Annotated in this window: 23 protein-coding genes and 1 CRISPR repeat array; of the genes, 15 read left to right on the forward strand and 8 right to left on the reverse strand. The window is 73.7% G+C overall.

The window, feature by feature from the left end; genetic code table 11:
- Positions 1–101: 101 nt before the first annotated feature.
- The 8 genes from casA (at position 102) to AB0P03_RS19885 (ending at position 7,320) form a co-directional block, all read left to right on the forward strand.
- A complete protein-coding gene (gene casA / locus AB0P03_RS19850) occupies positions 102–1,742 on the forward strand; it encodes a type I-E CRISPR-associated protein Cse1/CasA (protein WP_363629958.1) in 1,641 nt (546 codons plus the stop codon).
- Complete coding sequence (gene casB, locus AB0P03_RS19855) at positions 1,732–2,397, forward strand: type I-E CRISPR-associated protein Cse2/CasB (RefSeq protein WP_363629960.1); 666 nt, start codon at positions 1,732–1,734, stop codon at positions 2,395–2,397. Before casA ends, casB begins: the two co-directional genes overlap by 11 nt.
- 51 nt (positions 2,398–2,448) lie before the next feature.
- Positions 2,449–3,594 carry a type I-E CRISPR-associated protein Cas7/Cse4/CasC gene (gene cas7e, locus AB0P03_RS19860; protein WP_363629962.1) on the forward strand — a complete coding sequence of 382 codons (1,146 nt, stop codon included), beginning with the start codon at positions 2,449–2,451 and terminating at the stop codon, positions 3,592–3,594.
- A complete protein-coding gene (gene cas5e / locus AB0P03_RS19865; protein ID WP_363629964.1) occupies positions 3,594–4,490 on the forward strand; it encodes a type I-E CRISPR-associated protein Cas5/CasD in 897 nt (298 codons plus the stop codon). Before cas7e ends, cas5e begins: the two co-directional genes overlap by 1 nt.
- 4 nt (positions 4,491–4,494) lie before the next feature.
- The gene (gene cas6e, locus AB0P03_RS19870; protein WP_363629966.1) at positions 4,495–5,271 is read left to right on the forward strand and encodes a type I-E CRISPR-associated protein Cas6/Cse3/CasE; all 777 of its coding nucleotides are present in this window, start codon (positions 4,495–4,497) and stop codon (positions 5,269–5,271) included.
- 3 nt (positions 5,272–5,274) lie between these two features.
- Positions 5,275–6,297, forward strand: a complete 1,023-nt coding sequence (gene cas1e / locus AB0P03_RS19875) for a type I-E CRISPR-associated endonuclease Cas1e (protein ID WP_363629968.1) — start codon at positions 5,275–5,277, stop codon at positions 6,295–6,297.
- Positions 6,294–6,572, forward strand: coding sequence for a type I-E CRISPR-associated endoribonuclease Cas2e (gene cas2e / locus AB0P03_RS19880; protein ID WP_331744407.1), 279 nt, complete (start codon positions 6,294–6,296; stop codon positions 6,570–6,572). Before cas1e ends, cas2e begins: the two co-directional genes overlap by 4 nt.
- 18 nt (positions 6,573–6,590) lie before the next feature.
- Positions 6,591–6,862: a CRISPR direct-repeat array (repeat unit 28 nt; unit sequence ATCGGCCCCGCACGCGCGGGGATTGCTC).
- A 68-nt stretch (positions 6,863–6,930) separates the two neighbouring features.
- Positions 6,931–7,320 (forward strand): RidA family protein, encoded by a 390-nt coding sequence (locus tag AB0P03_RS19885; protein ID WP_363629970.1) that lies wholly within the window; start codon positions 6,931–6,933, stop codon positions 7,318–7,320.
- Positions 7,321–7,407: 87 nt separating this feature from the next.
- On the opposite strand, the gene AB0P03_RS19890 is transcribed toward AB0P03_RS19885, so the two are convergent.
- Together AB0P03_RS19890 and AB0P03_RS19895 are read right to left on the reverse strand one after the other, a co-directional pair.
- Positions 7,408–8,028 (reverse strand): UbiX family flavin prenyltransferase, encoded by a 621-nt coding sequence (locus tag AB0P03_RS19890; protein WP_363629972.1) that lies wholly within the window; start codon positions 8,026–8,028, stop codon positions 7,408–7,410.
- An 84-nt stretch (positions 8,029–8,112) separates the two neighbouring features.
- The gene (locus tag AB0P03_RS19895) at positions 8,113–9,552 is read right to left on the reverse strand and encodes a UbiD family decarboxylase (protein ID WP_363583365.1); all 1,440 of its coding nucleotides are present in this window, start codon (positions 9,550–9,552) and stop codon (positions 8,113–8,115) included.
- A gap of 214 nt (positions 9,553–9,766) precedes the next feature.
- Between AB0P03_RS19895 and AB0P03_RS19900 the strand changes: the two genes are divergently transcribed.
- Positions 9,767–10,825, forward strand: coding sequence for an Lrp/AsnC family transcriptional regulator (locus AB0P03_RS19900; RefSeq protein ID WP_363629974.1), 1,059 nt, complete (start codon positions 9,767–9,769; stop codon positions 10,823–10,825).
- 165 nt (positions 10,826–10,990) lie between these two features.
- On the opposite strand, the gene AB0P03_RS19905 is transcribed toward AB0P03_RS19900, so the two are convergent.
- Entirely contained in the window at positions 10,991–11,203 is a 213-nt protein-coding gene (locus AB0P03_RS19905) for a cold-shock protein (protein ID WP_363583369.1), read from the reverse strand.
- A gap of 273 nt (positions 11,204–11,476) precedes the next feature.
- Here AB0P03_RS19905 and AB0P03_RS19910 point away from each other — a divergent pair, with 273 nt between their 5' ends.
- The 5 genes from AB0P03_RS19910 (at position 11,477) to AB0P03_RS19930 (ending at position 16,837) form a co-directional block, all read left to right on the forward strand.
- Positions 11,477–12,490 carry a 3-oxoacyl-[acyl-carrier-protein] synthase III C-terminal domain-containing protein gene (locus tag AB0P03_RS19910; RefSeq protein ID WP_363629976.1) on the forward strand — a complete coding sequence of 338 codons (1,014 nt, stop codon included), beginning with the start codon at positions 11,477–11,479 and terminating at the stop codon, positions 12,488–12,490.
- Complete coding sequence (locus AB0P03_RS19915) at positions 12,487–13,230, forward strand: glycosyltransferase (protein WP_363583373.1); 744 nt, start codon at positions 12,487–12,489, stop codon at positions 13,228–13,230. Before AB0P03_RS19910 ends, AB0P03_RS19915 begins: the two co-directional genes overlap by 4 nt.
- A gap of 108 nt (positions 13,231–13,338) precedes the next feature.
- On the forward strand, positions 13,339–14,811 hold the full coding sequence (locus AB0P03_RS19920; protein WP_363629978.1) for a class I adenylate-forming enzyme family protein: 1,473 nt from the start codon (positions 13,339–13,341) through the stop codon (positions 14,809–14,811).
- A complete protein-coding gene (locus AB0P03_RS19925) occupies positions 14,808–15,926 on the forward strand; it encodes a cytochrome P450 (RefSeq protein WP_363583377.1) in 1,119 nt (372 codons plus the stop codon). Before AB0P03_RS19920 ends, AB0P03_RS19925 begins: the two co-directional genes overlap by 4 nt.
- Positions 15,926–16,837 (forward strand): NAD(P)-dependent oxidoreductase, encoded by a 912-nt coding sequence (locus AB0P03_RS19930; protein ID WP_363629980.1) that lies wholly within the window; start codon positions 15,926–15,928, stop codon positions 16,835–16,837. Before AB0P03_RS19925 ends, AB0P03_RS19930 begins: the two co-directional genes overlap by 1 nt.
- 85 nt (positions 16,838–16,922) lie before the next feature.
- Here AB0P03_RS19930 and AB0P03_RS19935 read toward each other — a convergent pair whose 3' ends face one another.
- The 3 genes from AB0P03_RS19935 to AB0P03_RS19945 form a co-directional block, all read right to left on the reverse strand.
- The gene (locus AB0P03_RS19935) at positions 16,923–17,105 is read right to left on the reverse strand and encodes a hypothetical protein (RefSeq protein ID WP_363629982.1); all 183 of its coding nucleotides are present in this window, start codon (positions 17,103–17,105) and stop codon (positions 16,923–16,925) included.
- A gap of 294 nt (positions 17,106–17,399) precedes the next feature.
- A complete protein-coding gene (locus AB0P03_RS19940) occupies positions 17,400–18,365 on the reverse strand; it encodes a hypothetical protein (RefSeq protein ID WP_363629984.1) in 966 nt (321 codons plus the stop codon).
- Positions 18,362–18,694 (reverse strand): PadR family transcriptional regulator, encoded by a 333-nt coding sequence (locus AB0P03_RS19945; RefSeq protein WP_079136622.1) that lies wholly within the window; start codon positions 18,692–18,694, stop codon positions 18,362–18,364. The genes AB0P03_RS19940 and AB0P03_RS19945 overlap by 4 nt, the downstream gene beginning before the upstream one ends.
- Positions 18,695–18,943: 249 nt before the next feature.
- Between AB0P03_RS19945 and AB0P03_RS19950 the strand changes: the two genes are divergently transcribed.
- On the forward strand, positions 18,944–19,456 hold the full coding sequence (locus AB0P03_RS19950) for a GNAT family N-acetyltransferase (protein ID WP_363629986.1): 513 nt from the start codon (positions 18,944–18,946) through the stop codon (positions 19,454–19,456).
- On the opposite strand, the gene AB0P03_RS19955 is transcribed toward AB0P03_RS19950, so the two are convergent.
- Together AB0P03_RS19955 and AB0P03_RS19960 are read right to left on the reverse strand one after the other, a co-directional pair.
- Positions 19,431–19,604 (reverse strand): hypothetical protein, encoded by a 174-nt coding sequence (locus AB0P03_RS19955; RefSeq protein ID WP_363583383.1) that lies wholly within the window; start codon positions 19,602–19,604, stop codon positions 19,431–19,433. The genes AB0P03_RS19950 and AB0P03_RS19955 overlap by 26 nt on opposite strands.
- A 66-nt stretch (positions 19,605–19,670) precedes the next feature.
- Positions 19,671–19,829, reverse strand: coding sequence for a hypothetical protein (locus AB0P03_RS19960; RefSeq protein WP_363583385.1), 159 nt, complete (start codon positions 19,827–19,829; stop codon positions 19,671–19,673).
- Positions 19,830–19,831 lie beyond the last annotated feature (2 nt).

Consider the following 19,831-nt stretch of genomic DNA (forward strand, 5'->3'; position numbering starts at 1 on the left):
CTAAACATGGCTAGTTGGGAGATCAGCGCATGCCTGGGTACAACCTTGTCGAGGAACCGTGGCTGACGGTACGACCCGTCGGTGGCGGGCCCCCCGTGCAGGTGGGGATCGCTGAGGCCCTGGCCCGGGCCCACGAGTTCGAGGGCCTCGTCGTGGAGTTCTCCACCCAGCTGCCGGCCGTCCTGCGTCAGGTCCTGCTGCCCGTCGTCGCCGACGCCACCGGCGCGCCCCAGAGCCCTGGGGAGAAGGGTGAGCGGCTCACCCGGGGCGGATTCACGAAGGGCGAGCTGGGCAGCCTGGAGACCTACCTCTCCGATCACCACGCGAAGTTCGACCTCTTCGACCCCGCCGCCCCGTTCGGGCAGGTCGCCGGGCTGCGCACCGCCAAGGACGAGACGAAGGGCTCCGCCGCCCTGGTGGCGACCGCGGCGAGCGGCAACAACGTCCCGCTGTTCGGCACCCGTACCGACGCGGATCCGCTCGACCTGACTCCGGCGCAGGCCGCCCACTGGCTCGTGCACGCCCACTGCTGGGACACCGCGGCGATCAAGACCGGCGTCGTCGGCGATGACCAGGTCAAGGCGGGCAAGACGACCGGGAACCCCACCGGCCCGCTCGGCCAGCTCGGCGTCATCATCCCCACCGGGCGCACTCTGTACGAGACCCTCCTGCTGAACCTTCCGCTCACCCCGCCCGACAACCTCGGCCTCCCGCAGTGGAAACGCGCCCCGCACGGCCCCGCCTGGCAGCCCCGCGCGGCCGAAGGCCTCCTCGACCTGTGGACCTGGCAGGCCCGGCGGATCCGCCTCATCCCGCACCAGGACGAGGCCGGGCAGCTGAAGGTGGCCCGGGTCGTCATCAGCGCGGGGGACCGGCTGACGCCCATGCCCGAGCAGGAGCCCCACACCGCCTGGACCTTCACCGCCCCCGCCAAGAAGTCCGCCTCCGCCCTGCCCGAGCGCAGGCCGCGCCGCCACACCCAGGGCAAGGCCGCCTGGCGCGGCCTGGAGGCCCTTCTCACGCCCACTCGCCAGGGCCTCGACGGCGGCTTCGAGACCAGCATCCTGCTCGACCAGATCAGCGCCCTGCAAGAGGACGACCAACTCCCCGCCGACTACCCGCTGCAGGTCGAGACCTTCGGCATGGTCTACGGCACCCAGTCCGCGATCGTCGAGGACGTCATCCACGACGCCATCCCCCTGCCGCTGCTCGCCCTCAAGCAGGACAGCGAGGCCCAACTGCTCCTCCTGGACGTCGCCGAGCAGGCGGAACGACTCGCCCAGGCCGTCAGCAACCTCTCCGCCGACCTGCGCCGGGCCGCCGGAACGGACCCCATCCCCTGGGACAAGGGCCAGCGACCGGGCGAACTCCTCCTGCACACCCTCGACCCCCTGGTGCGCCGCCTGCTCGCCGGCGTCTGCACCGCCGGCGCAGACGACGAGGCTCTGGAGCGGGGCCGGCTCGCATGGGAACAACTCGCCCACCGCCAGGCGTGGGACGCGGCGAACACGCTCCTGCTGGCCGCACCCGCCACCACCTTCGGCGGCCGCACGATCAGCCAGGGCGGCAAGGCGGGCAAGACGCAGACCTACAGGCTCGGCACCGCGGGCGCCAACTTCCGGCGCCGGCTCGACGAGATCCTTCCCCGGTACGCCGATGCCCTACGGGAAGCGGCCGCCGCGCGGGCGACCGAGACCGGCCCCGCCCTCGACCACGACCCCGGAGCGGACTTTGACGACTGAGCACACCGCCGCGGCTGCCGCTGAGCACACCGCCGCCGCTGAGCACACCGCTGCGACTGGGAACGCCGCCGCCGCCCGACGGCGCCGGTACTGGGACGAGTTCACCGGCCCCGACCACAACTGGCGGTACGACCCCCGCACCAAGCAACCACGCCGGCCGCCCGGCGAGGACCTGGCGGCCCTGCGCTCCGGCCTCGGGCGTCCCGTCATGGACAGCCCCAAGATGTGGCCGCTCTACAGCTGCGAGGTCAACGACGTCCTCGCGCTGCGCGACGAGGTCTCCGACGAGCAGAAGGCCGAGCACGCCGCGCTGGCCCTCTACGGCCTGCACCAGCAGAGCCAGTCCAAGCCGATGCACCGCCGTGGCGTCAAGCTCGGGGAGGCGCTGCGAGTGCTGCGCCGGAGCGGCAAGGTCAGCGAGGAGGCGCTCGACACCCGGGTCGCGCAACTCGCGGGCGCCACCAGCGTGTCCGCGCTGCTGGTCCACCTACGTGGCCTGATCACCCAACTGCGTTCCATCACACAGCCGTTGGACTACAGCCACCTGATGGCCGACATCCAGGCCTGGCACAGCACCGACCGGCGCCCGCAGGTCCGCCTCAAGTGGGCGATCGGCTACCAGGCGTGGAAGGACAAGACGCCCGCCGACAGCTGATCACCCCCCGCCGCACCCGTCGCCGGCACCACCACCCCCGAGGAGAAGCGCATGACCGCCCGCCTCTACATCGACGTCCACATCCTGCAGACCGTCCCGCCGGCCAACCTCAACCGGGACGACAACGGCAACCCCAAGGAGGCGTACTTCGGCGGCAAGCGCCGCTCGCGCGTCTCCTCCCAGGCCTGGAAGCGTGCCACCCGCATCCACTTCGCCGAGAGCCGCGACCGGCAGGACCTCGCCACCCGCACCAAGCGGATCGCCGCCCAGCTCGCCAAGGGCATCACCGAGCGCACCGGCATCGAGGCCGAGGACGCGCAGCGGATCGCCGACGCCCTGATCAAGTCGACCGGGATCTCCGCCGGCAAGAAGGAGGGCGACACCGCCTACCTGCTCTTCTACGGGCGCCGCCAGCTGGACGGCATCGTCGACCTGGTCGCCGACACCGCCGCCGACCTCGCCGCCCTCGACGCCAAGGCCCTCGACGAGGCCGTCAAGGCACTGCCGGTCAAAGAGCAGCTGCAGAGCGGCCACCCGGCCGACGTCGCGCTCTTCGGCCGGATGGTCGCCGACATCCCCGGCCTGAACGTCGACGCCGCCACCCAGGTGGCGCACGCGATCTCCACCCATGCCACCGAACTCGAATTCGACTACTACACGGCCGTCGACGACGAGAACACCGCCGACGAGACCGGCGCCGGCATGATCGGCACCATCGGCTTCAACTCCGCCACCCTCTACCGCTACGCGACCGTGGGCCTGCACCAGCTGCGCGGCAACCTCGGTGACGACAAGGCCGCCGTCGACGCCGTCGACCTGTTCGTCGACTCCTTCGCCCGGTCCATGCCCACCGGCTACGGAAACTCCTTCGCGCACCGCACCCGCCCCAGCCTGGTGGCCGTCGTCGTGCGCGCCGACCAGCCCGTGAACCTCGTGTCCGCCTACGAGAACCCCGTCCCGGCGAGCCGGGGCATCGTCGCCGAGTCCGCGCGCCGCCTCGCCGTGGAGTTCGCCACCGCCACCGAGCAGTGGGGAGACAGCCCGCTGTACGTCGGCATCTGCCACACCCTCGGCGCGGACACCGGCGTCGACGAGCCCACGCAGCAGCTGGCGGAGGCCTTCGGCGCGAACCGCACCTTCACCGAGCTGCGCGACGGCCTGCGCACCGCCCTCACCGAGCGGGTGAACGACAACTGATGCCCGCCGACCCGACCCCCACCACCACCCCCGCACCGGCCCCGGAGCAGGCGGAGGACCAGGCGGTCCTCGTCCTGCGCCTGGCCGGGCCGCTCCAGTCCTGGGGTGACCGCAGCGCCTTCAACCGCCGCGACACCCCGCCCCAGCCGACCAAGTCCGGCGTCGTCGGCCTGCTCGCCGCCGCCGCCGGACTCCCCCGCGAAGCGGACATCACCGGCCTGGTCGGCCTGCGCCTGGGCGTGCGCATCGACCAGCCCGGCACGCTGCTGCGCGACTACCACACCGTCAGCGACTACCGGGGCCGCCCGCTGCCGCAGAGCGGCGTCAACGCCAAGGGCATCCAGAAGCCGACCTCCCCGGCCAAGGACACCCACGTCACCCACCGCTACTACCTCCAGGACGCGGTGTTCGTCGCCGCCGTCCAGGGCCCGGCCGGCCTCGTCGCGACGCTCGCCGAGGCGATCCGCCGCCCCGCCTTCCCGCTCGCCCTCGGCCGCCGCTCCTGCGTCCCCACCCAGCCGATCGCCCTCGGCACCGTGCGCACCGGAGCCCTGGAGGAAGTGCTGGCGGACGAGCCCTGGCAGGCGGGCACCGCCGTCAAGGCCGCCTACCGCCGCCGGGCCGAACGCGGTCCGGATCCGTTCTCGCCGCACCGGATCGACCTGGCCGCGACCTTCGACGACCCGGCCGGCGACGACACCTCGCAGGACGTCCCGCGCTCCTTCGCGCCCCGCGAACGCGGCTTCACCACCCGGCGGATCCGCCACGCCTGGCTCAACGTCCCCACCGGCCTCGCCCCGTCCGCCCTGTCTGCCGCGTCCACCCCGCCCACCACGACCGCCCAACCGGCCACTGCGGCCGGCGGCCACGACCCGTTCGCCCTGCTGGGCTGGTGACCAGATGACCTACCTCTCCCGCGTCCGCATCAACCCCCTGCGCGCCGCCAGCCGCACCCTGCTCGCCAACCCCCGCGCCCTGCACGGCGCCGTCACAGCCGGTGTCCCCGACATCGCCCCCGGCGACCGGATCCTGTGGCGCCTCGACACCGACCACCCGCGCCGCCCCACGCTGCTGGTCCTCACCCCCTCCAAACCCGACTGGACCCACATCGTCGAACAGGCGGGCTGGCCCGACGCCGAAGGCGAGCACTACGCGGTCCGCGACTACAGCCCGCTGCTCGCCCAGCTCGCCGTCGGCCGCGAGTTCGCCTTCCGCCTCAAGGCCAGCCCCGTCCAGAACACCTCCAAGCCCGCCAAGACGAGCCCCCACCGCACCAAGACCGCCGCCGAACTCCACCACCGCTCCTACCGCATGGCCCACCGCACCGCCGCCCAGCAGCTCACCTGGTTCCTCGAACGCACCCAGCGCTGGGGCTTCACCATCCCCGAAGCCCGCACCGACAGCGCGGCACCGGGCCTCGAACCGTCGGCCCCGGACACCCCCGCAGAGGCGCAGCAGCCCGCGCGGGAGGCCCGGATCACCGACCGCAGCCGCAGCACCTTCACCAAGCCCGGCACCCGCACCCCGGTCACCCTCACCACCGCCACCTTCGAAGGCCGGCTGCGCATCACCGACCCAGGCCTCCTCCAGACCGCCCTCCTCGGCGGCATCGGCCCCTCCAAGGCCTACGGCTGCGGTCTGCTCACCCTCGCCCCGCTGTCGACCGGACACCACTGACCGATGGCCGACATCTGGTGGAAAGCCCACCCCCACGACCTGCACCGCCTCGCCGACCGCGTCTCCAGCGTCTACGTCGAGCGCAGCCACATCGACCGCGACGAGAACGCCGTCGTCGTCATCAACAAGCGCGAGACCGTCCGGGTCCCGGCCGCCATGGTCGCCGTGATGCTCCTCGGCCCGGGCACCCGCATCACCCACGGCGCCGTCAACCTGCTCGCCGACTCCGGCACCACCGTGTGCTGGGTCGGCGAGCAGGGCGTGCGGATGTACGCCGCAGGACTCGGCCCCAGCCGTGGTGCGGCCCTCCTCAACCGGCAGGCCTGGCTGGTCAGTCGCACCAAGGAACGCCTCGCCGTCGCCCGGACCATGTACCGCATGCGCTTTCCCGGCGAGGACGTCAGCGCCGCCACCATGCAGCAACTGCGCGGCCGCGAGGGCGCCCGTATCCGCAAGCTCTACCAGGCCGAGTCCCGGCGCACCGGCGTCCCCTGGAACGGCCGGGTCTACAAGGCGGGCGACGCCTACGCCGCCGGCGACGACCTCAACCGCCTCCTGTCGGCCGGCAACGCGGCCCTCTACGGGATCTGCCACGCGGTCATCACCGGCCTGGGCGCCAGCCCCGGCCTCGGCTTCGTCCACACCGGCCTGGCGACCTCGTTCGTCCTCGACATCGCGGACCTCTACAAGGCCGAATACACCATCCCCCTCGCCTTCGACCTCGCCAAGCAGGGCCACGCCGAGGAACGCGACGCCCGGCTCGGCCTGCGCGACCGCATCGCCCAGGACAAGCTGCTCGGCCGCATCGTCCACGACGTCAAGGCCCTCCTCAGCCCGGACGGCACCGACATGCCGGACCTCGAGGTCAACGAACTCTGGGACGAACGCGTCGGCACGGTCCAGGGCGGCGTCAACTGGTCCGGGACGGAAGGCACACCGACGCCCCCAGTCTCCGACCCGGGCATGGGAGACGAACACCTGGCCATCATCGGCCCGGAGTTCACCCAGAACACGGACAGCCCATGACCGTCATCATCCTCATCGCCGCCCCCGAAGGCCTGCGCGGCCACCTCACCCGCTGGATGGTCGAAGTCAACGCCGGCGTCTTCGTCGGCACCCCCAGCCGCCGCATCCGCGACCGCCTCTGGGACCTCCTCGCCACCCGCATCGGCGACGGCCAAGCCGTCCTCGTCGAACCCGCCACCAACGAACAGGGCTGGACCGTCCGCACCGCCGGCAAGGACCGCTGGAAGCCCGTCGACTTCGACGGACTGATCCTCTCAGCCCGCTCCCGCCGATAAACCCGCAGGTCACGAAGCATCGGCCCCGCACGCGCGGGGATTGCTCCGCCCCCAGCACCTCGTCCAGGGTCAGCAGGCGATCGGCCCCGCACGCGCGGGGATTGCTCCCCCGAGGGGTACGTGCAGGAGCAGGCCGGAGAATCGGCCCCGTACGCGCGGGGATTGTTCGGTCCGCAAGGCCGCCGACCCGGAGACCGGCGAATCGGCCCCGCACGCGCGGGGATTGCTCGTTCGATACCGACACCGGCTGACCAGCGACCTTATCGGCCCCGCACGCGTGGGGACGGGCTGCTTCAGGGGCGAAGTGCCCGGTGGAGGGCCTGTTTTCAGATGTGCGGTGCTCTGGGAGCATGGTGCGATGGATCATCGGCAGATAGTCAGTTCCGGCTCGCCTCTCGAACCTCAGATCGGCTTTTCCCGGGCAGTCCGCAAGGGGTCACACGTTGCAGTCGCGGGGACTGCTCCCATCGGGGACGGTGGGACGACGGTGGGGAAGGGCGATGTGTACGCCCAGACTGTCAGGTGTCTGGACATTGCGGAGGCCGCGCTGAAGGAGGCGGGGGCGTCGTTGGGGGACGTTGTGCGGACCCGTGTCATGCTCACTGATGTGACGCGCTGGAAGGAGGCCGCGCGAGCGCACGGGGAGCGGTTCGCGTCGGTCCGTCCGGTCTGCACCGTCGTTGAGGTTTCACGTTTCATCGATCCCGAATGGCTCGTTGAAGTGGAGATCGACGCCATCCTCGACTGATTCCGAAGAGCGCTGGTCGCGGCCACACGTGGGTGGCTGCGACCAGCGCTGTGGTGTTTCGTAGCGGGGGGGGTGTGTCGCGCGGCGCTAGGAGGCGGGGTGGTGGCGGCGGGTGTCGGCCAGGCCCTGCCAGCGTTCCGCGATGTCGGCGGTGCCTGCGGGGAGGTCGAACTGGTCGAGGATGCGCATGACGATGTGGTCGACGAGGTCGCCGATGCCGTTCGGGATGTCGTAGAAGGCCGGCATCGGGGGGACGATGCGTACGCCCATCCGGGAGAGCGCGAGCATGTTCTCCAGGTGGATCTCGTTGAGGGGTGTCTCCCGGGGCACAAGGACCAGTGGGCGCCGTTCTTTGAGCGTGACGTCGGCTGCGCGGGCGATGAGGTTGTCGGCCATGCCGTGCCGGACGGCCGCGAGCGTCTTCATGCTGCACGGGACGATGGCCATGCCCGCGACCGGGTAGGAGCCGGAGGAGATGGTGGCGCCGAGGTCGCCGAACTTGTGTGTCACGTCGGCGAGTTCGGCGAAGCGCCGGGCGCTGTAGGGCGTCTCCACCTCGATGGTGGAGCGGGCCCAGGTGCTCAGGACGAGGTGGGTCTCCACCTGCGGTACCTCGCGCAGGACCTGTAGCAGGCGGACGGCGATCGGGGCGCCGGTGGCGCCGGTGACTCCGATGACGAGGCGGGTGGCGGGGGGTGTGGCGGACACAATGTGCTCCTGGCGTAGGGGGAAGGGCCGGAGGGGAGGGTGAGGGAGGGGGCGCGCCGCTGCTCCCTCACCGCCCCCGGCGGGCTACAGCGCCAGGACGCCCGCCCAGCGTTCGCGCAGTCGCTCGCGGGTGGCCTGGTCGACGCGGTTGGCCGCCGGGTACCGGTCCTTCCACGCGAACGGCTTGCACGCGTCGATGAGCACGATGCCCATCGACAGGTCGCCGGTGGCGAGTCTGTCGGGTGCGAGCCGGGGATCGATGGCGGTGGTGGGCGCACGCAGGACCTGGATGGACTCGGTCGGGTGGACGCGGGTGAACATCGCCCACAGGACGTGGTTGATGTCGGTGATGTCGATGTCCTCGTCGACCACGACGAAGTACCGTTCCATGCCGCCGGTGCGCTTGCGCCCGGCCGCCGCCAGCAGCGCGTGCATGGCGTCCCCCGCGCCGGTCTGCTCGATGGAGACGACCATCAGCAGCTGCCGGGCGTAGGCCCACACGCCCTTGACGTTCTGCACGCCGGACGCTTCCAGGTGGTCCCAGGTCAGCGACGCCGAGTAGAGCGGAACGGCCTGGTCGCCGGCCGGGATGGTCGGCAGCATGGGCGGGGCGCCCAGGATGATCGGGTCGTCGCGGTGCAGGATCCGGGTGACCCGGACGACGGTCTCCTGGCCCGAGTGCGTGTAGTAGCCGGTCCACTCCCCGAAGGGGCCCTCCAGGACGGACTCCTCCTCGACCGGCGGCAGTTCGCCCTCGATCACGATCTCGGCGTGCGCCGGGATCGGAAGCTCGCTGCCCGGCGCGTACAGGACCTCGACGCCCTCCCCGCGCAGCCCGCCCGCCAGGTCGTACTCCGACATTCCGGACGGTGCGGCGATCGCGGCGGCGGTCGACAGGATCGGGTCCTGGCCCACCACCACGGCGATCGGGCAGGTCTGGCCGCGCGCCCAGTACTTCTCGGCGATCGCCTTGGCGTGCCGGTTGCCGAGCATCCACAGCGACAGCCGGTCGCGGCCCTGGACGCAGGCCCGGTAGGTGCCGACGTTGACCCAGCCGCTGTCGGGGTCACGGGTGATCACCATGCAGGCGGTGCCGATGTAGCGGCCGCCGTCCCTGTCGTGCCAGCGCGGGGTGGGGAAGATCCCGAGGTCCACGTCCTCGCCGACCAGGACGTTCTCCAGGACCGGGCCGGTGGCGACCTCCACCGGGGGAACGGGCTCGATCCGCTTGCTGAGGTCCTTCCAGGCCCGCACGATGTCGAGCTTGGGGGTGTCGTGCGGCAGCCCGAGCGCCACCGCGGTGCGGGCGGGCGTCCCCATGAAGTTGGTGAACACCCGGTACCCCGTGGGGAATCCCGGAATGTTGTCGAACATCAGGGCGGGGCCTTCCCGCTCCGCCAGCAGTTCGGTGATGCCTCCGATGTCCAGGTCCCGGTCGGCGCCGTCGATCTGGAGGACTTCGTCCTTCCCGAGGGCCTCGGTCAGGTGGTCGATGTAATGCCGAAGATCACGAAATGTGCTCATCTGCCGTCGGGGAGTCGGGTGGTGTGCCCGGATCTCCCCTCCTCCTCTTCCTCGCGGGTGGCGGCCGAGCCTCGGCGCGGCCGTCACGGGGATCGCAGTTCCGCGCGGACAGGCGCCGCGTCGGCCTGCGCACCGATGATCCGGATCGGCCGCGAGCGGACGCAACGAGTCCGGACGTAGGTGCCGGATACCGCCCCGGGTAGGGTCTGGATCCGTGGAATCCCTCAATCTCCGGCTGATCCACGCCCTGCAGATCGACGGGCGCGCCCCCCTGCGCCGGATCGCCTCGGTGCTGGGCGTCTCCGAGCAGGTCGTCGCCCGCCGCTACGCCGCGCTGTGCGAGAGCGCCGGGCTACGCGTCATCGGCCGGCTCAACCCCCGGCCCGTCGGGCAGACCGTGTGGGCGCTGCGACTGCAGTCCGCCCCCGGCGCGTCGCTCGGCCTGGCCCGGGCCCTGGCCGCGCGGGAGGACACGCGGTGGGTCCAGCTCGCCTCCGGCGCCACCGAGATCATCTGCCATCTCGTGGCGCACCGCGACCGCGCCCAGGACGCGCCGGTGCAACTGCTCGACCGGCTCCCGGGGGTCACCTCGATCACCGCGCAGCGCGTGCTGCGGCTGTTCAAGGGCGGCCCGACCACCTGGGGCGCCCTGACCTGCGCGCTGGACCAGGACCAGCGGGACGCGCTCGCCCCCGCGTTCCCGCCGCCTGCCTTCCCACCCCCGAGGCTCCCGCCTTCCGACGCCCGGCCGTCGTCGCCGTCCTGGGCGCCGTCGCTGGAGCCCACCGGGCTCACCGAGCTCAACGACCTCGACCACACGCTGCTCGCCGCGCTGGCCCGCGACGGCCGTACGACGTACGCGGCGCTGGCCGCCGAGGCCCGCTGCCACGAGTCGACGGTGCGCCGCCGGATCGCCCACCTGCGCGCGGCCGGAGCGCTCTTCTTCGTCGTGGACGTCGACGAGCGGCTACTGGGCAGCCCGACCACCACCGCCATCTGGATGTCGGTGCGGCCCTCGCACCTCGCCGCCGTCGGCGCAGCCCTGGCGGAACACCCCGAAGTCGCCTACGCCGCCGCCACCACGGGGCGGACCAACCTCCTCGCCGCCGTCCTCTGCCCCGACGACGAGTACCTGTACGACTACCTGACCGCCCGTCTCGGCGCCCTCCCGGGCATCGACACGGTCGAGACCGCCCCGATCGTCCGGACCCTCAAACGCGTCGGCACCGTCGGCCGCCACCGCAACCGGCCAGGCGGCACCCGGCGCGGCTGAGGACCGTCGAGACGTCGGGCGGCTGACCGCCCGGCGAGCCGGCCAGCCGTTCAGAACGGCTTGGGCGGCCCCGATCGAACGGAGGCCGCCCAGGGCGTGATCCCTCGCATCTCCCGCATCTCCCGTTCGGACCGGGGCCCGGGGGAGGAAGGGGAGGAACTGCTACTACCCCACCACCTGGACCTCGTCGGCCTGGAGCCCCTTCTGGCCCTGGACCGCCACGAAGGTCACCTTCTGGCCCTCAACCAGGGACTTGAAGCCGCTTCCCTGGATCGCCCGGAAGTGAACGAACAGGTCCGCTCCGGACTCCGGGGTGATGAAGCCGTAGCCCTTCTCGTCGTTGAACCACTTCACCGTGCCGTTCTGCCGCTCTGCCACAGCCACTCCTGTTTTCCGAGGATCGAGGATCTACGAGACGCAACATGCCGATCATGACAGGGCTCGGGGTCTCGGCGGGGCTGTAACGCGAAGTTGGTCGGCCGCTGCGGCGAGTAGCCACCCGGACCGGTGACGGCACCACGGGTGCTGCACGCGCCGGAGTCCCGGCAACCGTCCACCGTCCATCTGCGCAGACGTGATCGGGTAGCCCGGCGGGCCGGCCTGAGTACCCGTACTCAGGCCGGCCCGGTCGTGCCGCCGGAGCATGGGGGCATGCACACAGCAGCAACACCGAGGATCGGCATCACCGCCGTCGGCTCCCACCTGCCGGCCCGCCGGCTCACCTCCCAGCAGCTCCAGGACGAGGTCACCGCCGGCGGCCGACTCGCCCTGCCGGAGCGGATGTTCGAGAAGGCGACCGGCATCCGCACCCGGCACTTCGCCGCCGACGGCGAGTACGCCTCCACCCTGGCGGTCGGCGCCGCCCGACGCGCCCTCGCCGCCCGTGCACTGCGCCCGCAGGACGTGGACCTGCTGCTGTTCGCCTCCGCCACCCGGGACGTGTGCGAGCCCGCCACCGCCCACATCGTGCAGGCCGAACTCGGCACCCGTGCACACGCGTTGGACGTCAGCAACGCCTGCAACAGCTTCCTCAACGGGATCGACCTGGCCCGCGCGATGATCCTGGCCGGCCGGGCCCGGCGTGCCCTGGTCGTCACCGGCGAGACACCCAGCCGGGCCATGCTCCGCACGCCGTCCTCCCCGGCGGAGTTCCGGGACGGCTTCGCCGGCTACACCTTCGGCGACGCCGGGGCGGCCGTCGTCGTCGAGGCCGTGGAGCGGGGCGGCATCCTCGACGTCGGGACGGAGACGGCCTCCGAGCACTGGCCGGCCGGCGGCATCCCCGGCGGCGGCTCCCGCCACCCGCGCGGCGACGAGTACAGCTACTTCCGGGGCGGCGGCAAGGAACTGCGCGGCATCTTCGAGGAGATCGGTCCCGCTGCCCTGGCCCGGCTCGCCGCCCGCACCGGTCTCGGTTGGGACGACTACGCCCGGGTGCTGGTGCACCAGGTGACGATCCCCTACCTGGAACGCTTCGTCGAGCTGACCGGGGTGCCGGCCGGGAAGCTGGTCCTGACCGTGCCGGAACTCGGCAACGTGGCCAGTGCCACGCTGGGCGTGCAACTCGACCGAATACGCGGCACGTTGGCGCCTGGCGAGAAGGTGCTGCTGATCGGTCTCGGCGGTGGCGTCAGCCTCATGACCATGGTCTGGGAGGCTTCGTGAGGACCGACCTGTGGGTGGTGGTCCCCGCCTACCAGGAGGAGGCCCGGATCGAGGGCGTGCTGCGCGCCCTCACCGGCCAGCGCGACCGTAACTTCACCCTGCTCGTCGCCGACAACGGCTCCACCGACGGCACCGTCGCCCTGGTGCGGGCCTTCGCCGCCCACGCGCCGTTCCCGGTCGAGGTGGTGGTCGAGCGGGAGAAGGGCGTCGGCTCCGCGGTGGACACCGCCTTCCGGTACGCCATCGCCCACGGCGCCACCCTGCTCGCCCGCACCGACGCCGACTGCCTGCCCGAACCGGGCTGGACGGCCGCGGCCCGCGCAGGGCTGGTCGCCTCCGGCGGGCTGGTCTGCGGCCGGGTCGCCGCCCGCCACGACGAGCACGGCCCGGCCGGGCGCGCGGTGTTCCTGGCACTGGTCGCGCTCGGCGCCTTCTTCGGCCGGATCCGGCCCGCGCACCGCCGCCGACACGGCTACCTGACCCCGTACCGGATGCACGCGGGCAACAACATGGCGATCACCGCCGAGCTCTACCTCGCCGTCGGCGGCATGCCCCGGCGGCCCTCACCCACCGACCGGGCGTTCCTCAACAGGGTCCGCCGGCACACCACGGCGGTGGTGCGCCGCCGCGACATGGTGGTGCAGAACTCCACCCGGCGCATCCGCGCGTACGGCGTGGTGGGCACCGCGCGCTGGTACCTGGAGCGCGGCGCGGGGCCGCGCGCCGTCGACGTGCGCTGACAGCCCGCGCACCTCGCTCCTCACCGGCCCTTTCCCGACCGGACCCGCTCCGCTCCGCAGCCCGCAGCCCGCAGCCCGCCACTCCGCAGCCCGCCGAAGGACCCCGCCATGCTCGACCGGCTCACCCACGCCCTGCGCACCGACCACCCCGACCGGCCCGCCGTCCTGCGCCACACCCGCCTGGGCACCGTCCGCCCGGTGATCCGCCGCGGCGAACTCGCCGACCTGGCCGACGGCTACGCCGCCGCGCTGCACGCCCACGGCCTCGGCCCCGGCGACACCGTCGGCGTCGCCGTCCGGCCCGGGCCGCGCGCACTGGCCGTCATGCTCGCCGCGCACCGGCTGGGCCTGCGCATCGCCGTCCTCGACCCGACCGCCGGGCCCGACGTGCTCGCCGCCCGGCTCACCCTGGCCAGCCCCGATCTCGTCCTCGCCGACGCCGCCGCCCAGGCCGTGGCCGGCTGGGCCGGGCCGCTCGCCCGCCGCGCCGACCTCGCCCTGCCCCGTCTCACCGCACTCGGGCCGGTCGCCACCCTGGGCCGCCGCCTGCCCGGCTGCGCGCCGCACCTGCGCCCTGCCGGCGCGACCCCGCCCGCCCGACCTGACGGCGGCCCGGAAACGGACGCGGTGATCGTCTTCACCTCCGGCACCACCGCGCGCCCGCGCGCCGTCGTCCACACCCGGGACGGGCTGGCCGCCGGGCTGCGCACCGTCGCCGACCTGGTCGACCCGCGCCCCGGGACGGTCGTCCTCGGCGGGACGTTCTTCGTCCTCGTCCCGGCCCTCGCCGCGGGCGCCGCCGTGGTGCTGCCCGCCCGCCGCCCCGCCGCGCTCGGCCGTCAACTCGCCCGCCTCGACCCCGCCCACACCTACCTCACCCCACCCCAACTGCGCGCCGCCCTCGCCGCCGGGGCCCGCTTCACCGGCCGGGTCTGGACGGGCTCGGCCCCGGCCGACGCCGCCCTGTTGCGCCGGGTCAAGCAGTCCGGCGCCCACCAGGCCTGGAGCGTCTACGCGCTCACCGAACTGTTCCCGGCCGCCGCCGTCGAGGAGGCGGACAAGAGCGCCCACGACGGGGACGGCGACCTGGTCGGAGCCCCCCTGCCCGGCGTCCGCGCCCGGATCGCCACCGGCGGTGAACTGCTGCTCACCGGCCCGGGCGCCCGCCACCGCTACCTCGGCGAGGACCCCGACCCCTGGGTGCGCACCGGCGACCGCGCCGCGCTCACCCCCGACGGACGGATCGTCCTCGCCGGCCGCCTCAAGGACATGGTGCTGCGCCGCGCCGAGAACATCTACCCCGGCCTGTACGAACCGGCGCTGCACCTGCCGGGCGTCGAACTCGCCGTCCTGGTCGGCGTTCCGGCCGGGGACGGCGACGAGCGGCTGGTCGCCCTCGTCCAGCCGGCGCCGGGCACCGACCCGCGGCGCCTGCGCGAGGCCCTGCGCCGACCGCTCGACCGGATGGCAGCGGCCCGGCCGGACGCCGTCCTGTTCGGCGAGGTCCCGCTCGCGGGCCGCTCCCGCAAGCCCGACCGGGCGGCGGCCGCCGCGCACTGCGCACGGGAGCTGGACCGGTGACCGACCCCGTGCCCGCACCGACGCCCGCATCGGTGCCCCCGCCGCCGCCCCCACCCGCCGCCGCCCGCCGGGCCCGCCGCCGGGACCGCCGCGTCTACCTGCGCAGCCACCCCCTGCTCTTCGCCCTGCTCGCCGCCACCCGCCGCCGCCCGGTGGTCCGGCTCGGCCGCACCGTGCTGGTGCACGGCACCGAGGCCTACCGCGAAGCGCTCACCCGGGTCCCGCTGGACCGCACCGCACCCGGCACCACCGGCGGCGCAGCGGCCGAACTCACCGTCGGCGGACTGCTGTTCGACCAGGACGGCGCCGAACACCGAAGCGCCCGCCGCGCCCTGGCCGGCGGCCTCGACACCGCCGCACAGCAACGGATCCGCCCGCACTGGCAGGCCGTGCTCGCGACGCGGATCCCGGACCTTGCCGCCGGCGAGCTCGAAATCGTCTCACTGGCGCGCGAGTTGGCCGGTGTCACGGCCGCCGCCCTGACTGGCGCGCAGTCCTGCCCGCACCGCCTCGCCCACGCCGCGGCCGACGCCGCCGCCCACGCCGCCCGCGACCACCTCCCCGGCCCCCGCCGCCGCAGCCCGGACGCGGTCGCCGCCGCGGCCCGGCTCGCCGCCCTGCTGCCCGACGCGCCCGACGCGCGTGACGCCATGGTGGCCGTCGCCGCCGTGAACACCACCGTCGCCGCACTGCCCCGGGCCGTCGCCTGGTGCGCCGACGCCGGGCTCTGGCCGACCGTGAGCGAGACGACCGCACCCCGCCTCGCCGCCGAACTCCTGCGCCTGACCGCCCCGTCCCCGCTGCTGCCCCGGGTCGCCGCCGCCGACACCACCCTCGCCGGGCACCCCGTACGGGCCGGCGACCGACTGGTCCTGGTCGCCCGGCACGCCGCCCGGGCCCACCGCCGCGGCCCGGCCGACGATCCCGCCGCCACCCAGGCCGTCTTCGGCGCCGGCCCGCACGCCTGCCCCGGAGCCGGACTGGCCCGCGCCCTGCTCGCCGACCTCCTCCTGGCGCTCGCCCCCCACCACCCGGTCGTCACCCGCGCCCGGGTCGACCGCCGCAGCGCCCTGCCCGGCTACGCCGAACTCACCGTCCGACGGGGAAGATCCTGATGCACCTCGCCATCACCGGCGCCACCGGCTTCTGCGGCGCCCACCTCGCCCGCACCGCCGCCGCCCTGGGCCTCGAAGTCTCCTGCCACGGCCGCCGCCCCGGCCCGGTCGGCCGCCACCGCCCCTGGGACGCAGACGAGGGCGAGCCCGACTTCACCGGCGCCGACCTCGTCGTCCACTGCGCCGCCGCCGTCGCCGACCTGCCCCCGGGCGATCCCGCCGAAGCCCACCAGCACGCCGTCAACGTCACCGGCACCGAACGCGTCCTGCGCGCGGCCGCCGGCCGCCCCCTCGTCCACGTGAGCAGCGCCAGCGTCTACGACCCGCGCACCACCGCCCGCACCGCCCCCGCCGCCCCCGCCGCCGCCGTCACCGAGGACCACCCCACCGCCGCCGGCCACCTCAACGCCTACGGCCGCACCAAGGCCGCCGCCGAACGCCTCGCCCTCGCGGTCGGCGCCGTCGTCCTGCGCCCCCGCGCCGTCTACGGCCCCGGCGACCCCCACCTCGTCCCCCAACTGCTCGCCCGCGCCCGGCACGGCCTGCTCCCGCTGCCCGGCCGCGACATCCCGCTCAGCCTCACCGCCGTCGCCAACCTCACCGACGCCTGCCTGTCCGCCCTCGGCCTCACCGGCACCCCGCCCTGGCCGCCTGGCGCCTACAACATCGCCGACGCCACCCCCTACCGCCGCGACGACGCCCTGCGCCACGTCCTCGCCGCCCACCGCGTCCCCGCCCGCATCGCCCACCTCCCCGCACCCCTCGCCCGCCTCGCCGCCCGCACCACCCGCATCCCCGGACTCACCCCCTACACCGTCGACCTCCTCACCCGCAGCGTCGTCCTTGACCTCACCCGCGCCCGCGCCCAGGGCTGGACCCCCACCCACACCCTCACCGACTACCACCCCTGACACCCGGCCGGGCCCGGTTGCCGCGACCGTGTCCATCCGACCCGCCGAGCCGTACCTCGCAGACCCTCTCCGCGCCAACGACCGGTCAGGTCAGCTCGACGAATCGGTGGACGCGAAAGCACGTGAGGTGGTCGGGCTCGATGCTCGCCGAGTCCACCCGGTGGCGGCCGGTGCCGAGATCGAGAACGGTGCTGTCCGCGAGCGTCCCGACCTCGGTGCCGAAGTAGGCGGCGTCGAACATGACGAGCTCGCTCGTGGTTCTCAGCACGGGTCCCTTCTCCCGCGACGGCCACAGCAGCGGACCGCCCACGGAGCTCGCCGCCACGTCCGGTCGCCCCGGTCGCGGATGGAGTCGGGTGGTGGTTTCTCGGTAGGCCGTCAGTTCCAGCAAGGGCGCCTCGACATCGGTGCTGTCGAAGCCGTGAGCACAACGGCTGTTCCGACAGACCGATGTCCGGACCTACCGACCTTGTTGCAGCACCTCGGCGCGTCGGCCTTCGCCGAGCTCCGGCCGGCCGGACTCACCGGGGGAGAGGGCCAGGGCGTCCTGGCGCGGAGCCGGTCAGGGGCGGGAGACACGGCCCCGTCGGGGGAGACGGGCGATGAGGAGGATCGCGCTTCGGGCCGTCAGGTAGCCGAAGGCGGACGGGATGAGGAGCTGAGGCAGCATCGCCGCGACCGACGCGTGGCCGCCGAGGAGTACGGGGGTGAGTACGGGCGGCGCCGCCAGGACGGTCGCGGCCAGGGCCGCGTTCCCGGCCGTCCGGGCGGTGAAGGCCAGGGCGGCACCGGTGGCGAGCGGGGCCCAGGTGCCGAAGCCGGAGGTGAGGATCCGCTCGGCGGATTCGCCGGTGATCGTGGCGCCGATGCCCAGGGCCGTGACCGTGGCGGCGACCAGCCAGAGCCCGGCACCGGTCCTGCGGGTCCGGTCCGGCGGGGCGACCAGCAGGACGAGGGTGTTGAGCACGATCAGCCCGAACCCCCGGGGGCCGAGGCCGAGTTCGGCCGCGGTGCGGAAGTCGAGGTCGAGCAGCCCGAAGCGGCACATGGCGTAGAACAGCGGCGCCAGTACCAGCGACACCAGGGCCAGGGCCCGTGCGGCCGACCAGCGGCCGGCCACGACCGCGCAGGCCGTCAGCACAGCGGGGACGAGCAGCGACGTCGCCGCCAGGAGCGCGCCTCCCACCGGGACTCCGGCGGGGAAGCCGGGGGACTCGGGGCTGATGGCGAGCCGCAGGTTCCGCCACAGGTAGGTCGCCGCGTACGTTCCGGCCAGCATCGCGGCGAGCGGCGCCGCGGTGGCGAACGCCCGGCCCGGCGGCCGGTGGGAGACCATCCCCAGCCGGAGCCGGGCCCCGTGCCCGGCGACGTCGGCCACCTCGCGCAGCCCCGCCGCGGAGCCGGAGCGGGCGATCCGGTGCTGGGCGAGGTCGGCGACCTCCGCGAGTGCACCGGCGCCGTAGGAAGCCGGGTACAGCCGGAGGGCCCGTTGCAGCAGGCGCGTGTTCAAGGGGTGCTTCGAGGTCATGCCGTGCCTCCTGCGGGACGGGTCCAGGTCTGCGTCAGGCGCCGGTCGGCCTCGCGCAGTGCGGAGCGGAGGCGTTCGGCCTCGTTCCTGAGCGACTGTTCACCGTCCGGGGTGAGGGCGAACACGCGCCGGGGGCGCCCGTCCACCGTCTCCTCGCGCTCGACGCGGATCAGCCCCTCGGCCAGGAGTCGGTCGAGGGTGCCGTACAGGCTGCCGGCGCCGAGCCGTACCCGGCCTTCGGAGATCGCGGCGACCTCGTCGCCGAGCGCGTAGCCGTGCCGGGGCCGGTCGGCCAGCGCGGTGAGGAGCAGGAAGGTCGGCTCCTGCATGGAGCGTTTGTTCTTCACGTTCCCCACCATAGTACGGTGACCGTAGTGTCTGGCAAGGCCCCTGTGAAACGGACCCGGGCTCACCAGGAGCTGCTGGAGCCGGTGGTGACGGCGTCGTCGACGGCGGGTGGCGGTGACGTTCGCCGAGCAAGGGGGTCGGCACTCCACGCGACGGAAATCCCGTGGCTGCTGTGGTCCACGAGGAGGAGGATCGCCCGCAGGCATGCCCACCCTCACCCCGGAGATCCCGTGTACGAGACCGAACGCCTGACCCTGCGCCAGTGGCGGCCCGCCGACCGCGACCGTGCGCTGGACATCTACTCCCGCTGGGAGGTCGCCCGGTGGCTGGGCGCGGAGCCGAAGGTGCTGGCGGACGAGGGGGCCGCGGAGGCGCTGATCGGGCGCTTCCGGGAACGGTCGGTGAACCCGCCGTTCGGGTGCTGGGCCGTGGAGCGGCGGGACACGGCAGTGCTGGTAGGCACGGTGCTGCTGGCGCCGATTCCGGACGGGGACGGCGCGGTGGAGGTGGGGTGGCACTTCCATCCCGACAGCTGGGGGAGCGGTTTCGCCACTGAGGCGGCCCAGGCTCTGGTGGCGGCCGGGTTCGCGAGCGGGCTGGCGGAGGTCCACGCGGTCGTTCGGCCGGGCAACGATCCTTCGATGGCGGTCTGCCGCCGGTTGGGGATGGCCGGGCGCGGACTGACTGACCGCTACTACGGGACCGAGATGGAGCAGTTCACCCTTTCGCGGCCTTCAGGATGACGAACGTCGGATCCACAAGGACCACCTGATCAGCGACGGCGGCGGCATCCCGTTCCGTGTGATCATCACCGCGGTCGACGTCAACGTCGTCACCCGGAGCCTCGCCCCGGCCGACGGCGCCCCACCCGTCGCCGACCGGATCGGCCACCCCGCAAGCGGCCCCGACGTCCCGGTCCCTGCAAGGCTCCGGGCATCACCGAAGGCGCTGAGGCGGCTATGCCGCGCGGTGCAGTGCGTCCTTGTGCGCCGCCGCAAGCGCCTGCCCCGAGGTGGTGGCGAGGTCCGGCACGACACCCACGACTCGCTGGGGGAAGACGTACCCGGCCGTGATCCGGTCCAGGGCCAGGCCGATGATCTCCGTGTTGGTAGGCATGG

This window comes from Kitasatospora sp. NPDC088779 (assembly GCF_040685395.1).
Taxonomy (GTDB): Bacteria; Actinomycetota; Actinomycetes; order Streptomycetales; family Streptomycetaceae; genus Kitasatospora.

What these genes read in the sequence shown, in the direction of transcription:
- AB0P03_RS19920 (WP_363629978.1), top strand. Translation starts at nt 13,339, where the DNA reads ATGCTCGACCGGCTCACCCACGCCCTGCGCACCGACCACCCCGACCGG.
- AB0P03_RS19885 (WP_363629970.1), top strand. Translation starts at nt 6,931, where the DNA reads ATGGATCATCGGCAGATAGTCAGTTCCGGCTCGCCTCTCGAACCTCAG.
- AB0P03_RS19940 (WP_363629984.1), bottom strand. Translation starts at nt 18,365, where the DNA reads ATGACCTCGAAGCACCCCTTGAACACGCGCCTGCTGCAACGGGCCCTC.
- AB0P03_RS19930 (WP_363629980.1), top strand. Translation starts at nt 15,926, where the DNA reads ATGCACCTCGCCATCACCGGCGCCACCGGCTTCTGCGGCGCCCACCTC.
- AB0P03_RS19910 (WP_363629976.1), top strand. Translation starts at nt 11,477, where the DNA reads ATGCACACAGCAGCAACACCGAGGATCGGCATCACCGCCGTCGGCTCC.
- cas5e (WP_363629964.1), top strand. Translation starts at nt 3,594, where the DNA reads ATGCCCGCCGACCCGACCCCCACCACCACCCCCGCACCGGCCCCGGAG.
- cas6e (WP_363629966.1), top strand. Translation starts at nt 4,495, where the DNA reads ATGACCTACCTCTCCCGCGTCCGCATCAACCCCCTGCGCGCCGCCAGC.
- AB0P03_RS19945 (WP_079136622.1), bottom strand. Translation starts at nt 18,694, where the DNA reads ATGCAGGAGCCGACCTTCCTGCTCCTCACCGCGCTGGCCGACCGGCCC.
- cas2e (WP_331744407.1), top strand. Translation starts at nt 6,294, where the DNA reads ATGACCGTCATCATCCTCATCGCCGCCCCCGAAGGCCTGCGCGGCCAC.
- cas7e (WP_363629962.1), top strand. Translation starts at nt 2,449, where the DNA reads ATGACCGCCCGCCTCTACATCGACGTCCACATCCTGCAGACCGTCCCG.
- AB0P03_RS19960 (WP_363583385.1), bottom strand. Translation starts at nt 19,829, where the DNA reads ATGCCTACCAACACGGAGATCATCGGCCTGGCCCTGGACCGGATCACG.
- AB0P03_RS19895 (WP_363583365.1), bottom strand. Translation starts at nt 9,552, where the DNA reads ATGAGCACATTTCGTGATCTTCGGCATTACATCGACCACCTGACCGAG.
- cas1e (WP_363629968.1), top strand. Translation starts at nt 5,275, where the DNA reads ATGGCCGACATCTGGTGGAAAGCCCACCCCCACGACCTGCACCGCCTC.